General features: G+C 36.9%; 30 protein-coding genes. All 30 read left to right on the top strand.

The window, feature by feature from the left end; genetic code table 11:
- The first annotated feature begins 31 nt into the window (after positions 1 to 31).
- Positions 32 to 307, top strand: a complete 276-nt coding sequence (locus KIP84_RS12640) for a hypothetical protein (protein WP_002054973.1) — start codon at positions 32 to 34, stop codon at positions 305 to 307.
- Positions 304 to 600 (top strand): hypothetical protein, encoded by a 297-nt coding sequence (locus tag KIP84_RS12635; RefSeq protein ID WP_002059544.1) that lies wholly within the window; start codon positions 304 to 306, stop codon positions 598 to 600. Before KIP84_RS12640 ends, KIP84_RS12635 begins: the two co-directional genes overlap by 4 nt.
- A complete protein-coding gene (locus tag KIP84_RS12630) occupies positions 597 to 959 on the top strand; it encodes a hypothetical protein (RefSeq protein WP_032068932.1) in 363 nt (120 codons plus the stop codon). The genes KIP84_RS12635 and KIP84_RS12630 overlap by 4 nt, the downstream gene beginning before the upstream one ends.
- The gene (locus tag KIP84_RS12625; RefSeq protein ID WP_000280082.1) at positions 952 to 1,881 is read left to right on the top strand and encodes a DUF1376 domain-containing protein; all 930 of its coding nucleotides are present in this window, start codon (positions 952 to 954) and stop codon (positions 1,879 to 1,881) included. The genes KIP84_RS12630 and KIP84_RS12625 overlap by 8 nt, the downstream gene beginning before the upstream one ends.
- A complete protein-coding gene (locus KIP84_RS12620; RefSeq protein WP_213688646.1) occupies positions 1,874 to 2,623 on the top strand; it encodes a hypothetical protein in 750 nt (249 codons plus the stop codon). The genes KIP84_RS12625 and KIP84_RS12620 overlap by 8 nt, the downstream gene beginning before the upstream one ends.
- On the top strand, positions 2,620 to 3,075 hold the full coding sequence (locus tag KIP84_RS12615; RefSeq protein WP_005124477.1) for a hypothetical protein: 456 nt from the start codon (positions 2,620 to 2,622) through the stop codon (positions 3,073 to 3,075). Before KIP84_RS12620 ends, KIP84_RS12615 begins: the two co-directional genes overlap by 4 nt.
- Entirely contained in the window at positions 3,075 to 3,476 is a 402-nt protein-coding gene (locus KIP84_RS12610; protein ID WP_000097329.1) for a DUF559 domain-containing protein, read from the top strand. The genes KIP84_RS12615 and KIP84_RS12610 overlap by 1 nt, the downstream gene beginning before the upstream one ends.
- A complete protein-coding gene (locus KIP84_RS12605) occupies positions 3,473 to 3,949 on the top strand; it encodes a hypothetical protein (protein ID WP_001277128.1) in 477 nt (158 codons plus the stop codon). Before KIP84_RS12610 ends, KIP84_RS12605 begins: the two co-directional genes overlap by 4 nt.
- Positions 3,921 to 4,175: a hypothetical protein gene (locus KIP84_RS12600; protein ID WP_000861102.1), complete on the top strand. Its 255-nt coding sequence runs from the start codon at positions 3,921 to 3,923 to the stop codon at positions 4,173 to 4,175. Before KIP84_RS12605 ends, KIP84_RS12600 begins: the two co-directional genes overlap by 29 nt.
- A gap of 485 nt (positions 4,176 to 4,660) precedes the next feature.
- Positions 4,661 to 4,879: a hypothetical protein gene (locus tag KIP84_RS12595; RefSeq protein ID WP_001017700.1), complete on the top strand. Its 219-nt coding sequence runs from the start codon at positions 4,661 to 4,663 to the stop codon at positions 4,877 to 4,879.
- Between the two features lie 211 nt (positions 4,880 to 5,090).
- Entirely contained in the window at positions 5,091 to 5,351 is a 261-nt protein-coding gene (locus tag KIP84_RS12590; protein WP_000171851.1) for a hypothetical protein, read from the top strand.
- 81 nt (positions 5,352 to 5,432) lie between these two features.
- Complete coding sequence (locus KIP84_RS12585) at positions 5,433 to 5,651, top strand: hypothetical protein (RefSeq protein WP_213688645.1); 219 nt, start codon at positions 5,433 to 5,435, stop codon at positions 5,649 to 5,651.
- 388 nt (positions 5,652 to 6,039) lie between these two features.
- A complete protein-coding gene (locus KIP84_RS12580; protein WP_004793740.1) occupies positions 6,040 to 6,591 on the top strand; it encodes a hypothetical protein in 552 nt (183 codons plus the stop codon).
- A 1,014-nt stretch (positions 6,592 to 7,605) separates the two neighbouring features.
- The gene (locus KIP84_RS12575; RefSeq protein WP_213688644.1) at positions 7,606 to 7,782 is read left to right on the top strand and encodes a hypothetical protein; all 177 of its coding nucleotides are present in this window, start codon (positions 7,606 to 7,608) and stop codon (positions 7,780 to 7,782) included.
- 934 nt (positions 7,783 to 8,716) lie between these two features.
- A complete protein-coding gene (locus KIP84_RS12570) occupies positions 8,717 to 9,172 on the top strand; it encodes a hypothetical protein (RefSeq protein ID WP_213688643.1) in 456 nt (151 codons plus the stop codon).
- Positions 9,173 to 9,232: 60 nt separating this feature from the next.
- Positions 9,233 to 9,700, top strand: coding sequence for a hypothetical protein (locus tag KIP84_RS12565; RefSeq protein WP_213688642.1), 468 nt, complete (start codon positions 9,233 to 9,235; stop codon positions 9,698 to 9,700).
- Positions 9,669 to 10,310, top strand: a complete 642-nt coding sequence (locus tag KIP84_RS12560; protein WP_213688641.1) for a putative metallopeptidase — start codon at positions 9,669 to 9,671, stop codon at positions 10,308 to 10,310. Before KIP84_RS12565 ends, KIP84_RS12560 begins: the two co-directional genes overlap by 32 nt.
- Before the next feature lie 58 nt (positions 10,311 to 10,368).
- Positions 10,369 to 10,839: a DUF2280 domain-containing protein gene (locus tag KIP84_RS12555; RefSeq protein WP_213688640.1), complete on the top strand. Its 471-nt coding sequence runs from the start codon at positions 10,369 to 10,371 to the stop codon at positions 10,837 to 10,839.
- Entirely contained in the window at positions 10,829 to 12,256 is a 1,428-nt protein-coding gene (gene terL / locus KIP84_RS12550; protein WP_213688639.1) for a phage terminase large subunit, read from the top strand. Before KIP84_RS12555 ends, terL begins: the two co-directional genes overlap by 11 nt.
- Positions 12,253 to 13,695, top strand: a complete 1,443-nt coding sequence (locus tag KIP84_RS12545; RefSeq protein WP_213688638.1) for a DUF4055 domain-containing protein — start codon at positions 12,253 to 12,255, stop codon at positions 13,693 to 13,695. The genes terL and KIP84_RS12545 overlap by 4 nt, the downstream gene beginning before the upstream one ends.
- A 10-nt stretch (positions 13,696 to 13,705) precedes the next feature.
- Complete coding sequence (locus KIP84_RS12540) at positions 13,706 to 14,809, top strand: minor capsid protein (RefSeq protein WP_213688637.1); 1,104 nt, start codon at positions 13,706 to 13,708, stop codon at positions 14,807 to 14,809.
- A complete protein-coding gene (locus KIP84_RS12535) occupies positions 14,806 to 15,036 on the top strand; it encodes a hypothetical protein (RefSeq protein ID WP_213688636.1) in 231 nt (76 codons plus the stop codon). Before KIP84_RS12540 ends, KIP84_RS12535 begins: the two co-directional genes overlap by 4 nt.
- A gap of 21 nt (positions 15,037 to 15,057) precedes the next feature.
- Entirely contained in the window at positions 15,058 to 15,273 is a 216-nt protein-coding gene (locus tag KIP84_RS12530) for a hypothetical protein (protein ID WP_032063798.1), read from the top strand.
- A gap of 52 nt (positions 15,274 to 15,325) precedes the next feature.
- Complete coding sequence (locus KIP84_RS12525) at positions 15,326 to 15,640, top strand: Gp49 family protein (RefSeq protein ID WP_213688635.1); 315 nt, start codon at positions 15,326 to 15,328, stop codon at positions 15,638 to 15,640.
- 115 nt (positions 15,641 to 15,755) lie between these two features.
- Complete coding sequence (locus tag KIP84_RS12520) at positions 15,756 to 16,523, top strand: DUF6651 domain-containing protein (protein ID WP_213688634.1); 768 nt, start codon at positions 15,756 to 15,758, stop codon at positions 16,521 to 16,523.
- Between the two features lie 27 nt (positions 16,524 to 16,550).
- The gene (locus KIP84_RS12515) at positions 16,551 to 17,498 is read left to right on the top strand and encodes a major capsid protein (protein WP_151744877.1); all 948 of its coding nucleotides are present in this window, start codon (positions 16,551 to 16,553) and stop codon (positions 17,496 to 17,498) included.
- A 68-nt stretch (positions 17,499 to 17,566) separates the two neighbouring features.
- A complete protein-coding gene (locus KIP84_RS12510) occupies positions 17,567 to 18,232 on the top strand; it encodes an Ish1 domain-containing protein (RefSeq protein WP_213688633.1) in 666 nt (221 codons plus the stop codon).
- 4 nt (positions 18,233 to 18,236) lie between these two features.
- The gene (locus KIP84_RS12505; protein ID WP_213688632.1) at positions 18,237 to 18,626 is read left to right on the top strand and encodes a hypothetical protein; all 390 of its coding nucleotides are present in this window, start codon (positions 18,237 to 18,239) and stop codon (positions 18,624 to 18,626) included.
- A gap of 3 nt (positions 18,627 to 18,629) precedes the next feature.
- Positions 18,630 to 18,998, top strand: a complete 369-nt coding sequence (locus tag KIP84_RS12500) for a glutamate 5-kinase (RefSeq protein ID WP_213688631.1) — start codon at positions 18,630 to 18,632, stop codon at positions 18,996 to 18,998.
- 38 nt (positions 18,999 to 19,036) lie between these two features.
- The gene (locus KIP84_RS12495) at positions 19,037 to 19,708 is read left to right on the top strand and encodes a hypothetical protein (RefSeq protein ID WP_213688630.1); all 672 of its coding nucleotides are present in this window, start codon (positions 19,037 to 19,039) and stop codon (positions 19,706 to 19,708) included.
- The last annotated feature ends 20 nt before the right edge of the window (positions 19,709 to 19,728 follow it).

Raw genomic sequence — 19,728 nt, 5'->3', positions numbered from 1 at the left:
AGTGGTTAGGCATTCAATTGAGGTGGATCAAATGAACACAAACAATTTATCAGAACAACCAATCGAACTCAACTCACCAGATTTTTTAATAGGTGACGTTGTAGTGCTTACTAAAGAGTGTCGAAGTTTTAAATCAAACGATTTATTTGAGGTTAAAAATAAAACTTTGACTAGTTTATGGACCATCAAATCAGAGAATCATTTGATTCTGGTTTCTTCAAAAGAAATCCGCACAGCAACAGTTGCTGAACTTAATGCCAAACGCCGACTAACAAGCGCTGAGCAAGCATTAGCGGAGGTGTCATGAACAGCTTTACACACCAAATCAAAGATTCTCGCCAGCAAAGTGAAATCCAATCTTTCTATGAGCCTGCATTGCGAGTACTTGGGCACCTATTTGAGGTGAAAAAGCAAAATTTACGTAACAAAGGTTATGACGAAAATAATGCGGCGGTAACCAAAGTTGAATTTTCAGAGGCTATGGCTCGTCAATTTCGCATAACGCAGTGGTTGGCACAGCAGATTGTAACCAGCTTAACCAAGGCGTGTTTGGTTGATTCTTTTGGAGGCTATGTTAAGCCAAAGGGTGGTGAAAAGTGAGATATGCAGCAAGAAGAAAACAGGATATTTCCGTTTCCACCACACCGCTAGAGGTGGTAATTCCACTGGAACAACCAGTAAAGATCTATTCGGCTAAAGAATTAGCAGCTATGCCACTTTCAGTTATGAATGCCGCAATTGAGGCTCAGGAAAGATTTTATCAACTTGAAGAATTAACCCATATGGGGGGGCAGGCTATAGCAGTTCGCCGTCTCATGAAGGATGGGCACAAACTAATTCAGGTGAAAGAAAAGTCTCGTATTCGCTACAAAATCAACAACGAATTTATTCCTCCAAGAATTATTCGTCAGTTGGAAATGCGCGGTCTTGTAAAATTAGGAGCAGTCACTGATGTATAAATATCTCCACCATATCAGCGACTTTATGGTTGCTACAGCGCACCTTAGCCCAGTTGAAGAGTGCTTTTATCGCCGTGCTCTCGATTTTTATTATTTGAATGAAAAACCATTACCCAAAGAAACCCAGTCGGTTTTTCGTCGGTTACGTGCAAATACCCAAGAAGAAAGGGATGCAGTATTAATTGTGCTGCAAGAGTTTTTTGTGGAAGAGGAAGACGGGTTTCACAACAAACGTTGTGATTCAGAAATCGCCGCTTATCAAAAAGTAGGGGATAAAAATCGTGAAAATGGTAAGAAAGGTGGGCGTCCACGTAAGGAAAAACCAAAAGAAAACCAAAGTGAAGGCGACTCGGTTAATTCTGAAAACCCACAAAAACCCAGTGGGTTAATTTTGGGTTCTGAAAGTGAAAGCCAAAAAAACCTTAACCATAAACCGTTAACCGATAACCAATATATAGATAGTAGTAGTAATGCGCGTGAAGAAAATTCGCAATTTACACCAATCCAATTTGCTCAGTATCAGATCGATGATCACAAGCGTTACTCAATGCGTGAATTCATTTCTGAATACAGCGAGTTTCAATACGATTTCATCTCACTTGCTCAACAAAGATTTGTTTCTGTACCTGAAATCGACTTGAGAACCATGATTCAAAATTTCGGTGACTGGTACTTTGCAAACGAATCAAGCTCGTTGAATACACCAAGCATCTGGTTGGTTAAGTGGTTCTCTTGGGTTCAAAACAACGAGAAACAAGTTGCTGCTAACCGCAAGAAGCAAGAGCAAATCACTTCAGTTGGGCAAAAAACACAAGAGCCGGGTTACTTCGCAAATCTTTTTGAAGAACAAAACCAGTCTCAAATCGTGGATGTAACCCCTTCAAAAAAGTTTCTAGTGAGTGAGGAGGTAGGTCATGCATGAGATTACCTTGAACGAAGTGCGTCAATTAATCGCTTCTCTTCGCACTGTTTACGCTGCTCAGTTCAATAAGCAATTTCCAGCAACAGGCGAAAGCGCAATTCCTCTGTCAGTGGTTGAGCAAATCGCACTTAAAACACTGGTTGGCGTTCAACAAAACCAATTTAACAACGCACTTGGTCGTTTACTTACAGCAGGTGGACGCTTTATGCCGTCATTTGCCGAGTTTCGCACCTGGTGTATCGGTGAAAGTTGGATGTCTCCAGAAGAAGCTTGGTCTCGCGCATGTAAGTTTACAACTGACCGTTCCGTGGTTATTACCCAAATCACTAAGTACGCCTTAGACGAGGTTAGGTATTTGATCGAAGCCGGCCAAATGCGAGGAGCTCAAGATAATTTCTTCGGGACCTACAACGTGATGGTTGCTAAAGCTCAGTTAAAAGGCCGTCAGCAAGAGTTTTACACTCCACCGCTACAACTAGAACACAAAGAACCTAAACACGTTCCTGTGAGCAATGACGAGGCTCAAAAGCATCTCAAATCATTGATGGAAAGATTAAAAATCAATGGTCGTAAACCTGCACCAGTTCAAAAACTTGAGGCAAAAGAAAAAGAGCCTGAGCTTATAAAAGAGTTGGGCCCTGATCCTTTCGATAATCCACACGAATACGCAGAGATGTGCCGTCGGGAGGGTATGCCAATCCCTAGAAATATTCTTCAGCTAATTGATGGGGCGAATGTATGAATGCAGTTGAGTTTATGAAGGAACATGGAATCGAAAAGGCTCGATTTGTTATTGGATCTGCTGAAGTAGGTGGTGTTGTAACCCCAAAGATTTTAGACCTTAAAAAATTGGTTCAATCGTTGGAACTAATAGAGCAAATTGGTGGAGTTGAAGTTGCTAAAGGCAAAGTATTTATTGCTGATTTCAATGATTTCAAAATGATCAAATTTTTAATAGGTAATAAAGATTTTGTTGTTCATATAAAAAGAGTTCAGGAGGCTATAGCAGACCACGAAGCAGTTAATGGAAATGAGATAGATCCTTTAATCAAGTTAAAAGCTGGTTTAACAAAGTTAAGAGATAAATTTATAAACGATGCCCATGCATTAACGCTTTTGGGTGACCTAGATAAATCACGTGTTTATAACGGCATTGCTAATCAATTAGATCACTTATTAAAGGGCGGTGCTTAATGTCATCAATGAGTCTTGCTGAATATCGTGAATTATTTCCTATTCAGAAAAATAAAAAGCGCCGTTCAGCAAAGCAAGGTACAAGACAGCCGAGTGAAGGCGAGACGGTATTAGCAACACATTTAAAAGCATGCAAGATCAGTTTTGAACAGGAATATAAATTCCATCCTGAACGTAAATGGAGAGCAGATTTTTTAATAACGGGTACAAAGATTTTGATTGAGGTGGAAGGCGGGATCTGGAGTGGAGGCCGTCATACAAGGGGCAAAGGCTATATAGGGGATATGGAGAAATACAACTCCGCAGCAATGATGGGTTTTACAGTTTTACGGTTCAGCACAGAGCAAGTGAAAGCAGGCGTGGCGATTAAACAAATTGAGCAATTGGTAGGTGAAAAATGAGTGCAGTTTTAAAAACACAACAAATGGATTGGTCTAAATATACTATTGACGGTTGGTTAGAGCAGTTTGGCGCATGGTGTGAAACAGTTAGAATGAAAGGGGGTGATTTGCCAGATGGGCTTCATATCAATCAAATTTACTGGTTGATGCGTGAAGCTGGCAAAGAAGTACAAAAAAGTAAATCTTATATTCGATGTGAGATCAGTGATTATGAGGCGGATCAAATTCAAGCACTTTTACGAAGTCTATTAAATTCTGATAAAACAGATTTTACAACTAAGTTTGCATTAATTTGTTTAATTAAAAATAAGGTTGAAAATAAAGGATTGTTGAAGGTTGCTCAAGAAACAAACCAATCTAAAGCTCAGGTCGCAATTATGGTGAGTTGCGCTAGATTTTATTTATTAGGTCATGATAAAAGATTAAGACAAAATGGAGGTTCAAATGAAAACATACACTGTAAAACTATATGAAGGCGTTAGTCGGGAGAAAGTTAATGAAACTTTGAAATACTACCCTGATTATTTTGGTAAAATATCAATAATTACAAATGTAATTAATAATAAATTGCAATTAACACTAAAAGCATTTGAAGGAATCGACGTTATAACTGCCAATGATCTAATGATTAAAATTGTTGAACGTTTAAAAGCTTCTCAATTAGTAGAAAAGCATAATTTAGACTTGTTGACTGTCTAGACGCTTTATGGCATATTTTTGATATAGTGGACGAAGTATAAGTAATTCACTGATCTAAAGCTCATCGTTTGATGGGCTTTTTGTTTTTATACTTGCTAGATTTCAATTATGATTTAAAATTAAATCAGGTGGCTCGTCGCCAAACATCGCCACCTGAAATTCTATTAGAAATGATAGTTATTTGTTTGTGTCACCTCCATATTAATTAATTGTAGAGTTGATATTGTGTTGTACTGGTGGTGGGCACCAAGCGCCACCAGTACAATCGTTAAAAGCGCCCCTTTTCTTTGCATTAAGTAATGTTCCTTTGATTTAATGGTTAGATTTACACCACACATTAGCTGTCTTCATCCTAAATACATGGTCGTTACATTATAAATCATCTAAATTGAATGCTTGTCTAAATGTTAAGCGTTTAAGAATGCTCACTTAAGCATGTTTATATTTATGCTATAGTCCAGTCTAATTAGAATTTGGTACTTAAAATGAATATCTGTGTTGGTGGTGAACTAGATGGGCAAAAGATAGAGAAAGAAGGCAGATTACTAAAAGCTTCTGATATCGACCCATCTTTTAAAACTGAGTACTACAAGCAAGTTTTTAACCGCGACAACATTAACTATCATTTTTGGCTGCCAATTGGATCTGACTTACATGATATGTCTGAGAAAGTTCTAAATATCATTAGATCACCTAAAAACTAGTTTTATCGTTTGCCGGACGTATTACGGCGCAAAAGGGCCCCGCTAAATATCGATTATTGGCGGGGCTTTTTTCTTTAATTAATTTGATGATTTAGTTCTCGGTAGTAAATAATTTACTATTGAGAACTAAGTATTTGAAAAATAAAAATAATTTGATTTTTTGTTTTATGTTTAGTATGTTGGTAAATATTAATTATTTTTAGGTGAAAGTATGACTTTATTTATTGGTGGTCGCCATCATGGACAATTCTTGTCGAAAGACGAGTCAGATTTGAAGTTAGAAAGTATTCCAAAGCAGTACGGACCAAGAACAGGTATGCAAAGGCCAACAGAGTCGTACTTTAGAACCCAAGTAAGCTTCCAAGGAGAAGTGAAAACGTTTTATATAATTTCTGGAAAACAACCAATCGAAATGAGAGATGAAATACTTGATTTATGGGATCAAGTAAAATCAGACATATATGCTATCTAAATAGTTTAAGAAATTTTCTTCCTTTTTCGGGTGGTTGTCTTTCGTGCTATAGTCCAGTCTGATTAAAAACTGGTAAATAAAATGAATATCTGTGTAGTTGGTGAGCTGGATGGGCAAAAGATAGAAAAAGAAGGTAGATTATTAAAAGCTTTCGCTATAGACCCAACATTCACAACTGAGTATTACAAGCAGATTTTCAACCGCGACAACATCAATTATCAATTCTGGTTGCCTCATGGCTCAGATTTTCCCGAAATGTCTAAAAAGGTTTTAGAAATCTTAAGAACACCTAAAAATTAATTTAATAGTTTTTTACTTACAAATGTTGACGTTAAACTAATTGTCAATGCGAATTAAAGGTATTAAACTGAAAATTAGTATGCATAGAATGCTTACTATTTCAGGTTTCAGTGGAATTCACTAAACTCATTCTTAAAAGGGATGGGTTTTTTTAATTAAAAATTTTTTAAAATTTAAAGTTAAGGTATATTGTAAATACATATATTGAAGTGTATGATTTATTTAAATACTGCGCTGAAAGTTTTTTGTTTTTTGACCCGTTTCTTTTTAGAAGCGGGTTTTTAATTTTTCTTTATGTATTTAAATTAGATGAAAGTATATGTTGCTTTTATTAGGTAGCTTATTGTTTACTTCGCATTAAAATTATTCTTTCTAAGAAGTTAATAAAATGAAAAATTATTTAATAGGGTTAGTTATTACTTTGGGTATTAGTGGATGTGTATCTATACCGTCCATAGACTTTTCGCAGCAAAAAGTTGAAAGGTTTAATCCAGTTAAAAATTGGATTAGTGTTGATACCGCTCCAGTCAAGGATATGCCAAATGGCAAAGAAATCTTTAAATTGAAAGGGGGAAGTGAAGTTTATGTATTCTGGTACCAAGATGAATGGGCGTTATTAAATCCAAATATGGATAGACAACAATGGATAGATACTAAATATTTGTGCAGTTTTGCTGGTTGTTATACTCCACCAGTCACCTATAGATATTCAAAAGGGAGTTTTGATAACAGGCAGCCTGTTTACTCAACTCCTCAAAGAGAATCAAAAAGCTATAATAATACTAGAACTAGAAGTTCTACTACTACACGGACTCCAAGAAGTTATAGTAAAACGACTAATAACTCTTGTTATTGCACATCTGGAACTTATTGTGTTGGGCCTAGAGGTGGACATTACTGCCTTAATAGCACAGGTTCAAAAAGATATCTTCCACGATAAACTGTATAAGCTTTAAGAAGCTCTGCTAAATATCGATTATTGCAAGAGCTTTTAATTGTAAATGGATTTATTAAATGAGTATTTAAATCAACTAAGATAATTGTTTCGAAGTAGAAGAAAGCAAAGTAATTTTTTTATCAAAGGATTTTGATTGCTAAAGATGCGATTAAAGAATTATTTTAAATTTTATATGACTGTATTAAATAGATTTACAAAGGTCTGCCAATACGTTTTTATAAGTTACTAGTTTAATATATGACTTGATAAAAACGTGAAATTTATTTATATTAAACGGGTATTCTACTTCCTATGTAGTTATTCAGTTTATAGTCCGTACCTTCCCCAAGGTGCGGACTTTTTTTAGATTACATAATTCCTAAATTTCAGTTTAAAAAAATATGGAGTGACTTAAGTGTGTATGACTTGAAATTCATAGTTGAGAGAAAGCTCTAAAACTTATATTTGGACCGTTTAAATTCACTCGCAAATTTTATAATGGTACTGTTGTTCTAAATGTCTTAATACATAATATTGCTGAGACGAAAAATTTTATTTGACTTTTATTCAAGAATGTTAGTTTAAAATTTTTTTTGCAGCTTAGCAGTGCTCCAAATAGCTTAATTCTAACCCATCTTTGGGCAGAGTTTGATCATACAAGGTAATAATACTCGAAGACGTCAATTTTATTGCTATCAAGCGAGATTAGAAATTCTAAGGTACATAGAAGTCAGGTTTGTATTTGGATTTTATATTTAATTCAAAGAAGGATACTCTATATTGCTTTAATAAAAAAAAGAGAATAAGAGAACAGTAGTCAAACTAATATTAATTTTTAATGTAATTTTTCACATTGTCCTATTAAATATGATAATTGCATCACAAAACTAAAATTTTAAAATTGAAAAATCCGTTTATTTATATTTCGTATTTTGAAAAAAACAATATTGTATAAGTATTGTATATAAATTGTATTCATGTAAATTACGTAATTATTATTTTATTCTAGGATAAATCATGAATAACAATGTTGGTGTTGTTGTTTTCCTCTTATTGATGTTAGCATCAGTTTTAATGATAATAATTGGAAGTATAGCTTTGGATGCTTTAGTAATTATCATTGGAGTATTATTAGGAATGTGTGCTTTATTAGTAAAATTAGAATTTAATATATACTTGCCTTTTGAGAAATGAAAAAACTAAAATATTTGATTAAGTCGAAATTATAAAATATGAAAATTTTAGTTACATTCCTCCAACTGGTGGTTTTTTTATATAAAGCCTAAAAAGTTAGCGCCTACTATACTAACAAAGAATAACTAGAATTTCGGTTAGTTGTAAAACATTAATTTATCCGTTAATGTGACCTAGTTCAAATTTCAGTGATATATCACTTATTAGAAAAATCGATCATAAGATGTTAATATTCTGTAATGCTTTCACATCATATCAAGGCTATAGTTCAAAAGTTCTTATGCTATAGCAATGTCTTAATAGAAGAATGATTTTTTTAAATCAATTTTAATTATCTTTATTCTTCAATAGAAGGACTAAACTTAAATTTTTATATAACTTATTAGAAGTAATTTATAATTATATCTCATCTCTTGCTAACTAGTGTAAGGTGTAAATGTACTCTCAATCCAAATTTCTACTAGAGAGTCTTTATAGGCTATATTGATTCCTTTTATTTTCTATGTAATTATTAAAGAAGGAAGTATTAGCAAGAAGATATTTCCTATTTCAGGTCTAAGCGTTTTTTTTCGCTAAGCCCATTTCTGAATAAAAATAGGAAGTGGGCTTTTTTATTTTTAAATATTTCAGTATTATCAGTGTGTTGCTTTAAGTAACACTAAACCTTATTGATCAGCGCAAATATCAAAAAAAGGGGGAGCTTGCCTACTAGGCAAGCTTTTTAAATTGATGATTTAAACACAATAATCCATTTTAAAGCTCAATAGAAAGATCAAACTTGCATAGCTTTTATTCGTACTAATTTATTGAATATAATCGTTTTTATAATTTTTAAAATTTCCTTAAACTAAAAATGGAAAATTTCTTGTTGCAACATTGTTATAATAGGACTACCTTAAGAAAAAATACTTTATAAAAATGAGGAGCTGCTGAAATGCCACAGTATCTCATGTTTGCGGAAAATATTTATAACAAAATTAAAGATGAGGAATTATTTTCACATGACTGTATTGAAAATATGAACTTACTTATGACATGTATACGCAGAGAAATTGAGGGAACAGAATTTAAATTAAAATTTAATTTTATTGATTTTGTTGAATTGTTCAGTAGACCATTAGATGAATGTAAAGTAAAAATAGATGTGAGTTTGATTCCTCCTCATAATTCAGAAGATGAGTATATTTTATGGTTAGCTGGATTAATCGAAAAAATTACAGAAGGTGGACCTAAACCACCTCCGCCTATAAAGAAGTTTATTCCAGAGTATATGAGCTTGAAATCTGAATTAGATTTTTTACCCTTAAATGAGGAAAAAATTCAAAACGAAGGTAAAGAAATTACGGATTACTTTAATTCAAAGCTCTATAAGTCAACTTTTAAGAAGTAATATCATATTGCCTGTGAGTTTAGCCACCGCCTAAGGGCGGTTTTTTTATGGGTTAGAATAATGGATTCTACAGAATACTTTTGGCTTACACGAAAAAAAGAACCTAAAACTAAGCCCAAATCCAGACCGCTACCTAAAGCTACTCAAAAGTACTTAGAAGCTGAAGAAGAATTTACACAAGCTTTAGATAATCTTGAAATTAAATACGAAAAGAAATTCCAGTTTAAATCTACAAAGCATTGGCGGTTTGATTTTCACTTAATCGAACATCGTATTTTAGTTGAAATAGCTGGTGGGCCTTGGTCTGGTGGACGAAAGGGCAAGCTTAAAAATAAAGCTTGGAGTGTTGATCGCTACGATGTGGCTGAAAAGATGGGCTACACCGTAGTTCGCATTGAGACAGCGGTAAGGTATCGTATTGATGAGTCTGGACCGCTACAGATGCGAAAAGATTACGCTAGCCAATGGCTTAAAAATTTAAAGAGGCAAATATTCGATGGATCAGATCAGACCATTTCCACCAACTGATTTTATTGATCAAGCTGAAGAAGAGGAAGCAATTCGTTTAATACCGGCACCAGATTTAAAGAAGTGGGTTATTGCTAATTACTTAACGATTGGTGGGCCTCTTCATAACCCGGATCATGATCATATTGCTGAGTTGCTTCATGATAATGAAGAGTTCTTGGCATTTGCTTGGGCTTCTTCTGCTTACAAAAGCAAACAAGCTATGGTTTTAGGCCAGTGCGAAAAAGTCATGTTCAATGTTGGTGGCTGGCGTAAAGCTAGACAAGAGCAACAGATGCGCGATTGGTTTGGAGCGGTTCCAACTTACTTAATTACGGTCGATGCTTCATTTTGTGAGCGGGCCAATGATACTGAGTTCTGTTATTTGCTTGAACATGAGCTGTATCACATTGGCGTTATGAAAGATGAAGATGGCGAGATCCTTTATAGCGATAATACAGGCTTACCGAAGCACTATCTTGCTGGTCATGATGTTGAAGAGTTTATTGGTGTAGTTAAACGTTATGGACCAAGCAAGAACGTTAAGCGGCTTATTGAAGTCGCCAAGAATCCGCCGTTTGTTTCGGATCTAGATATTTCAAGATGCTGCGGAAACTGTGTAATCAATTGAGCCTTAGGGCTCTTTTTTTTGTCCTGTTTGCTGTACGTAGCTGTACGAAGGGGAATTTATGGCAGCACTAAAAGAGCCTGTGAAAATATTTATTGTTCAAGCTCTTGCATGCCGTGATACCCCTCAAGAAGTGGTTGAACAGGTCAAGCAAGAGTTTGGAGTTGATATTAGTCGTAGCCAATGCGAATGCTATGACCCAACAAAATATTCGGGCAGAAACCTAAGCAAGAAATTTGTTGAGCTTTTTGAATCGACCAGAGAGAGATTTGATGAAGGCTTAATTGATATTCCAATTGCTAATAAGTACTACCGTCTGAAGCAATACCAAAGACAGCTTGAGAAGACTAGAAACGTCAAAACAGCCTTAAAAATTCTTGAGCAAGCCGCTAAAGACATTGGTGGTCAATTTACCAACCGCCAAGAAATAACAGGCAAAGACGGCGGACCATTACAAACGGTTAATTCAGATGTGCCAGTTCCAATGGAAGAGTATTTAAAAGCGCGGAGGGAGGTCTTAGATGAGTACTGATGCGGCTCGGGATAAAGCTATAAGGATCGAGGCGCAAGAAGATTTATATTTCTTCACAAGGTACATGTTTAAGGAGCGCCGTAACTATAAATGGATGCAGAACTGGCACCACTTAGAAATCTGTGAAGCTTTGATGAAGGTTTATCGTGGGGAAACTAAGCGGTTAATTATTAACGTTCCACCTCGATATTCAAAAACTGAAATTGCCGTAATTAATTTTATGGCCTGGTGTTTTGGAAAGAATCCAGATTCAGAGTTTATTCATATCAGTTATTCGGCAATGCTTGCTGCAAATAACGCATTTCAGACTCGCAATATGGTTCAAGAAGAGGCATATAAAAAGGTATTCCCTGATCTTAAATTGCGTGATGATAGTAAAGCTAAGGATTTTTGGCGTACAGCTGCAGGTGGAGTCTGCTATGCGACTGGTACAGGCGGTACAATTACCGGTTTCGGTGCAGGCAAAATGCGTGCAGGCTTTGGTGGTTGCATCATCATTGATGACCCACATAAGGCCGATGAAGCCAAATCAAAAACTATCCGTGAAGGTGTAATTGACTGGTTCCAAAATACACTCGAGTCTCGTACTAACTCACCTGATACGCCGATTATTGTCATTATGCAGCGATTGCATGAAGACGATTTGGCTGGTTGGTTGTTAGGGAAGAGAGAAGACGGTTTACCAGCTGAGGGCGGTAACGGTGAGGTGTGGGATCATCTTTGCCTTTCAGCAATTCAAGAGGATGGTTCTGCTTTATGGCCAGCTAAACATAATATTCAAAAGTTGCAGCAAATGGAGAAAGCTGCACCGTATGTTTTTGCCGGGCAATACCGTCAAATGCCTTCACCGCCAGCTGGCGGTTTTTTTAAGCCTGACAATATTGAAATTGTTGATGCGTTACCTGCTGATATTGTGAAGCAAGTAAGAGCTTGGGACTTTGGTGCAACTGAGAATGAAGGCGACTTTACTGCAGGTGTGAGAGAAGCTTTGGGTGCAGATGGCTTTACTTATATTGTCGATGTAACAAAAGGGCAACTTGGTCCAGACAATGTCAATAAACGCTTAAAACAAGTCACTGAGTTAGATGGGATGGGCGTATCGGTAAGGATTCCTCAAGATCCTGGACAAGCTGGCAAATCACAAGCAAGTTCATTCGTGAAACTTCTTGCAGGATATGACGTCAAAGCTAAACCTGTTTCGGGAGACAAACTCACACGAGCACAGCCTTTTGCGGCTCAAGTTAACGTGGGTAACGTCAGAATGCTGAGAGGTGATTGGAATAAAGACTTTATTGAAGAGCTTCGAAATTTTCCGAATGGAACGCATGACGACCAGGTTGATGCTGGTTCGGATGCATTTAATGAATTGAATGGAGGTTTTGAAGCCTTCTTTGCTGATATGGGATTTGCTCGATGAGTGACGTAACTTTTAAACATCCTGAGTATGTTAAAAACTTGCCATACTGGCAGAAGCTAGATGATGTTTGTGAGGGTGAGGATGCAGTTAAGGCTAAAGGTGAAAAATATTTACCTAAGCCTAATGCACATGACAAAACGCCAGCAAATAAGAGTGCTTACTTAGCTTATTTGATACGTGCTGTGTTTTATGAAGTTACAGGTACAACATCAAACAGTTTAGTGGGTGCTGCATTTGCTACAGATCCAAGCTTTAAGTTTCCATCCCAGCTCGCTCATTTAGAGCGTAATGCTAACGGCGCAGGCTTAAGTGCTTATCAATTGGCACAAACTGGTATTCGACACTTATTAAAGCATTACAGATGCGCCCTGTATGTTGACTACCCAACAGTTACACCGGCACGAAATCTTGCAGAGTTTAAACAGCAAAAAGCCTATCCGATGATTCACTTATTGAATGCCATTGATGTGATCAATTGGGATTCAATGATGATCGATAACCAGAAAAAGCTTTGCTTGGTGGTCATCCGTGAATTTACTTCAGAACGAGGTGCTGATGGCTTTAGCAAAACTGAGGTAGAGCAGTACAGAGTACTTCGTTTAGAGCCTGATGGTGAAGGAAACTTCATCTATACAGTTCAGGTATACACAAAAGGCGATAAGGGTACATGGAAGGGCGAAGATAAGAAGTATCCAACTGATAATAATGGGGATTTCTGGTCTTATATTCCATTCACTTTTGTAGGAGCTATTGATAACTCCGAAGAGATTAAGAAACCTCCATTGCTCCCATTAGCTAATCTTAATTTAGCTCATTATAGAGATAGTGCGGACTTTCAAGAGTCCGTTTTTTATATGGGCCAACCACAGTTTTATGCAAAGGGAGTCAATTGGGCTTGGTACGACGAGGCCAAAAAGCGTGGCATTTATATCGGTGCAAAAGTCCTTTTACCTTTACCTGAAAACGGCGATTTGGGGATTGTACAAGCAGATCCAAATACTTTAGCTCGGGAAGCAATGAAGGATAAATGGGAACAGATGAAAGAGATGGGTGCGCGCTTAATTGAAAAGGGTTCAGCGGCCAAAAAGACTGCTACTGAATCTAACAGTGATGACGCCGTGCAGCATTCCGTTCTTTCACTTTGTGTTGTGAATATGAATGAAGCTTTTTCGATGGCATTAAGATGGGCAGCTAAGTTTGTAACGCCTAATGTTGATGTTCTGACTAAAGATGAACTGATGTTCGAAATCAGTCAGGAATTTAATAAAAAAGGGTATCAAGCTGAACTAGCACGTCAATTGTATGAGGCAGCACTACAGGGCCGTTCTTCATTTAAATCTTGGTGGGAATATAACCAGACTGGAATGTTCCCAAAACAAAAGTATAAAGAAGAGCTGGACAACATCGAAGGCGAAAAAGACGGAACAGTGAATCTATAGGTAGGGTGATATGACTAAAGATAATAAAAATCTTTTGGAGGTACTCACTCAACATCAGGCGTATCTTTATCGTGCTTCTTCGCAATCAGTAAATGAACTACTAGGTTTATTCAATGATGATACGAACGCAATGCTTTTAATGCTTCGTGACCTATTGGATGAGCTAAGTGAATCAGAAAAGATTGCTCTAGCTGGAGGAAAATACACAACTTCAAACCTCCGGGAAATAAGAGATTTAATTTCTCAATGGTTTAGTAGTGTAAACACAAGCTTGCCGGCAGCTTTCGCAGTTTCAGCTACTGCGATGGCCGTATATGAAGCCAGCTATATGGCAAAGTTATTCGGTACAACTATAAATAAGCCTGACGGCGAAAAGCTTTATTCTGCAGCAAAAAAGGTTCCACTTACAGGCGGTGCTCTTGTTGATGATCTTTTATCAAGAATTGCAGAAAGTGCCCGCCAAAAAGTTGAATATGCTATTCGTGATGGTATCAGCACTGGCAAAACGAATCAGGAAATTGTTCAGCGTATTCGTGGTACCAAACGGCTCAATTATGAGGATGGAATCTTAAATGGTACAAAGAATGATATTGACCGTACTGTTAGGACTGTACGCAGTCATGTGACCAATCAATCTTATTTAAATAGCTTTAATCAAATGGGTTATGAATATGTGCGCTTTATTAGTGTTCTTGATGGTAGAACCTCAAAGCTATGTGCGTCATTGGATGGAACCATATGGGAAATTAACGATCCATCTAAACGTGTACCGCCGTTACATCCACATTGCCGAAGCATTTTGGTACCAGTTGAGAAAGATGGGAAACTTCCAGGGGAGCGTCCATTTGTAATGGATGAGCGCAAAGTAAAGGACATCCCGAAAGATGAGCGCAGCCAATTAATAGGGCAATTGGATGCAAACATTACATTCAAAGAGTTTTTCAAAAAAACTGATGACTTTTTCCAAAAAGAGTGGCTTGGGCCAAAGAGGTACAAGCTTTATAAAGTAGGAAAGTTTGATTTTGAAAAGTTCTTTGATCCTGAAGGCCGACTTTACACATTGGACCAACTTCGAAAGTTGGATGAGCAGAAATTCAAGGAGTTGGGCTTATGATTGAATCAAAAGTTAGACATTTAGTACTTAAGCGTCACCCAAGCTTAAAAGGCTTTTTAGTTGTGTGTGATGAAGAAACTGGAATGCCACTGGCAGGGCAAAAAGCGGTTCATATGAATAGTGATGCTCAAGATGGACCAACAACGATTAGCGTAACATTCGAGGCTTATGGTGAGAATGGAGTCCGCTTAGTAGGTGATGAGCCAAGAGCACTTTTAATAAAGTAAACGTAGCGAAAGGTGGTAAAAATGTCTGAAATATCAGTTGCTGAGTATGTAAAGAGAAAAGAAGAGTTAGAAAGAACACTAACAGGCCATATTGCTGAATTAATCAGTAAATTTGAAAAAGATACAGGTGTAAATATTCAAGATGTTTATGCGAATTTTTCAAGTGCCACATGTTTGGGTGGTTCAGAAAAACACTTTCTAACTGGTGTGACAGTTAAAACCTCAATTTCTAATTAACCCAATTTACTAATTCAATAGCACCTTAGGGTGCTTTTTTTGTGAGAAGAAAATGATCAAAGACGTAACAGAGCAAGAGTTAGTTGAAAAGTCTGTAGCACCTCGAGTAACTAAAACACAAATTGATGCATTGATGGAGCGCGTTTCTTACACGGTTGAGCAATGTCCCGGAGGCACAACCTCTACTTTTGTTCATGCATTTTTAGATGGAAAGTTTTTTCTAGCTTCTGGTTTTAGTGCATGTGTGAATGCTGAAAACTTTGATGCAGAAATTGGTGAACGTATGGCTCGAGGTAATGCAGAAAAGCATGCTGAAAATAAGCTGTGGGAACTAGAAGGCTACCGTATATTTGCTTCGAACTTTTAAATTATTAAATTGAATTCAAGCGTCCTTAGGGGCGCTTTTTTATTGCCTGCCGAAAGTGGATGCAGACGGCGAAACCGGGTGGATGCCCATTTTGAAAATATAGGTTGGATGACCAATGAAACTTAAAACAGTAACGATCGACGGTAAGGTATATGCGGAAGTAGAGGGTGATAAACCTATCTATGTTCATGATGATGGTAAAGAGATGCCGCATGATGCCGCTCACTCTGTAGCAACTATTGCACGTTTAAACAATGAAGCAAAAACGAACCGTGAAGCGAAAGAAGCGGCAGAAAAAGCTCTAAAAGCTTTTGAAGGGATCGATGATCCAGTGGCAGCTAAGAAAGCAATTCAGACAATGCAAAATCTTGACGATAAAAAGCTGGTGGATGCTGGTGAAGTTGAGAAAGTGAAAGCTGAAGCTATCAAAGCTGTTGAAGATAAATACGCTCCAATCGTTCAACAACGTGATGCACTTGAAGCTTCTTTACATAAAGAGCTTATCGGCGGTGGTTTTGCTCGTTCTAAGTACATTCAAGACAACATTGCAGTACCAGTTGATATGGTTCAAGCGACATTTGGCCAGCACTTCAAAATCGAAGAAGGCAAAGTGGTTGCCTACGACCAAAAAGGCGAAAAGATTTATTCCCGTGTCCGCCCTGGTGAACTTGCAACTGTTGATGAAGCTTTAGAGTCCTTGGTTGGTGGATACCAGCATAAAGACTTAATCCTTAAAGGTGGTAAAGGAAATGGCGGTGGTTTCCAAAGTGGGGGCAAAGGTGGAGCACCTTCAGGTATGAAGCGAAGCGAGATGTCAGTATCTCAAAGAGCCGATTACATCAAAGAACATGGCCAAGAATCCTTCCTAAAACTACCAAACTAATTATTAAACATTTGGAGATAAGTCGTTATGACTACAACAGTTAATTCAGACATGATCATCTACAACCAATTGGCGCAAACTGCTTATTTAGAGCGTTTGCAGGACAATTTGAATGTCTTTAACGAGGCATCAGCTGGAGCGATTGTTTATCGCAATGAAATCATTGAAGGTGATTTTAGCAAAGATTCCTTTTACCGAGTGGGGGGCAGCATCAAACATCGTGATGTGAACTCAAATGCTAAAGTTAACCCTGAAAAAATTGGTGCTGGTGAATCTGTAGGGGTGAAAATTCCCTATAAATATGGTCCTTATGCTTCTACTGAAGAGGCATTCAAGCGCCGTGCTCGTACACCTGAAGAGTTTGCAATGATTCTTGGCTATGATTTGGCTGATGCTTTAGTTGCAGGGCGTTTACAGTACAGCTTGGCTTCATTAAAAGCAGCGATTACAAGCAATCCTGAAATGGTTGCAAAAGGCAGTATCGCAGTAGATGGTCGTAAAGCTTTAACCAAAGGGATGCGTAAGTTTGGCGATAAGTTTGGCCGTATTAGTTTGTGGGTAATGAACTCAGACACCTATTTCGATATTGTTGATGATGCAATTACTAAGCAGATTTACGGTGAATCTGAAATCGTTATCTATGGAGGTTTACCTGGTACTTTAGGTAAGCCTGTACTGGTTACTGATGCCGTGGGCGATGATGATGCATTTGGTTTGCAAGTGGGAGCTGTTACTGTTACTGAATCACAAGTACCAGGCTTCCGAGCTTACGACATTAATGATGAAGAAAACTTAGGAATTGGTATGCGTGCTGAAGGTACCTTTAATATGGATCTTCTTGGTTATAGCTGGGATACAACCAAAGGTATTAATCCTGATCTTTCTTTACTGGGTTCAAGTGCAAACTGGCTGAAACATGCGACCAGCAACAAAATGACGGCTGGTACATTGTTAGATTTGTCTGGTACTCCTTAATACTTTAAACATCTAATTTTCTTGGAGGGCTATTAAGCCCTCTTTTTTATTATAAAGAGAAAAGCATCATGAAATTAATCTATACACGTGTTGCCGCAGCAGCAGCTTTAGAAGTCGGCACAATTGCAAATCCTGACTATTATGAATATCCAAATCGTAGTGCTGAAGAAGTAATAATTTATGGTGACTATCCAAAAATCCAAAATGACTATGAAGCTTTGGATATTCCAGTTGAAGTTCGCAAATTGGAAGAACCTGCAAAAACGACCTTGGCCACAGTAAATGTCGAGGTGGGTATTACTCCAGAGCTGCAAAAAGTCATTGATAAAGCAAAAGCTGACTGTGAAAAGGTTATTGAAGAAAACGGGCAACTTAAACAGAAAATCGAAATCTTGGAACAAGCTAATGGTGATAGTTCAAAGTTAATTTCTGAAAACTCACATTTAAAAGATGCTGTACTCCAGGCTGACAATGCTACTAAAGCAGCTGAAGTAATGGTAGTAAGCATCCAAGCAGAATTTGATGCTTTTAAAAATGATGTTACTGCTATGCAAGCGCGTATTGCTGAATTGGAAGCTGGAAAAGGGGCAGAAAATTCAACAACAGAAACGGCGACAAATGATTTTGAAAGTTGGTCTAACGACCAATTAAAAGAATATTTGGCCAGTAAAGATATTGGCTACAAACCATCTGCAACAAAACCAGAACTACTTAAGTTGATCCCAAAGGAATAATGAAATGAGCTTTATTACTGTAGATGACGCAAATTCAATTTTGGGCAGCGATTTTGCACCAGACAGTGATAAAGCTCGTCTGGTTCAACTTGCAAATGTCTGGATGAAGAAACGGATAGGTTTTGTGCCGGATCCTATTGTTTCACTCCTTAAAGACGCTGCTTGTGAAATCATTAAAGGTATTCTGGCCCAAGTGATTTATAACGGCAAAGAGCAGCTGCTTAAACGAAAGAAAGTTAAAGCTGATTCAGTAGAGTCTGAAAAAGAATATCAAGAAGGCACTGAAGCTATTTCGAGCTTTGAACAGATAGCAATTGATTATATTGATTCGCTTGATTTGAAAGATCCTAATACAAGTTTTAATGGCTTCGGCATTCCACTCTACAGGGCATAAATAATGGGATTACGCGATGAACTTCAGGCAGATCTTGCTGAAGCATTTAATGAAGATCTGGAGGACACCGTTCATTCTTTTACATGTGAGCGGATTTCTAAAACGAATTGGGATCCTAAGACAGAAACTCATGTTGAAGTTAAAGAAAACTATACTGGTCGTGGTGTTCTGTTTGGTTCATACAGTCAATATGAAATACAAACGCTTGGAGTACTGGCCACAGATAAGAAAGCGATAGTGCTGCAAAATGAAGTGTCCATGACTCCAAAAATGGAAGATGAGTGGGTAACACCCTTAGGTATTTTTCGTGTCAAACATATTCAACAGGATCCCGCTGCAACTATTTGGAAATGTCAGTTGAGGAAGGTTTGATTACTTGTTCTAATATCCTTCTAAACTAGGGGGATATTATGTTACTAAAAGGAAATAATGCTGAAAAAATTGCGACTACTTTAATATTTTTCATAATTTTGCTAGTAACTTATATATTAGTTAACTTAGCCTTTAGTTCAATCACGCACACTACACTAGAAAATATGGTGAAAGATGGAATGAGCTTCTCAGCTACAGCTATAGCTCCCATCATAGCTATTTTGTTATTTAGTGATTGGCGGGTACAACATTTAGCTATCAAAATGGAGACCGCAGCTGAAAAAATTGTAAAAAATTTACTCGATATTAATTTTGAAATAGATATTTTAGATGCAGAAGTTAGAAAGGATATTAAAAACATAAATGTTGAAGATACTCAAAAAATAATTTTTGATCTGAGAAAGCGCTTAATTGAACAAAATACTCAATTAGGTATTACGTTTGATGGTGAACCTAAAACAAATGACTTTATTAATCAGATTAATGATTTAATGTATGAGATGTTAAATTATTTAAATTTAATGAATATTGCTATTACTGCTCACGAAAAACTTAAGAATAATACGACAATTTTTGAGAGTGATGAAGTTAAAACGTTTTATGCGGACAAAGAGAATCTCTATTTCAAAAAGTCTTTTGAAAGATTTACTGGATTTGTAGAAACGCTTTCTACAATAAATAATTCCTTGCGAGAATTTAAGATTAAATAAAAACCCACTTCGGTGGGTTT

It is taken from the genome of Acinetobacter sp. BHS4 (assembly GCF_018454425.1).
GTDB lineage: Bacteria > Pseudomonadota > Gammaproteobacteria > Pseudomonadales > Moraxellaceae > Acinetobacter > Acinetobacter pittii.
The sequence above is the reverse complement of the archived record's forward strand: the minus strand, read 5'-3'. Positions and strand labels throughout refer to the sequence as shown.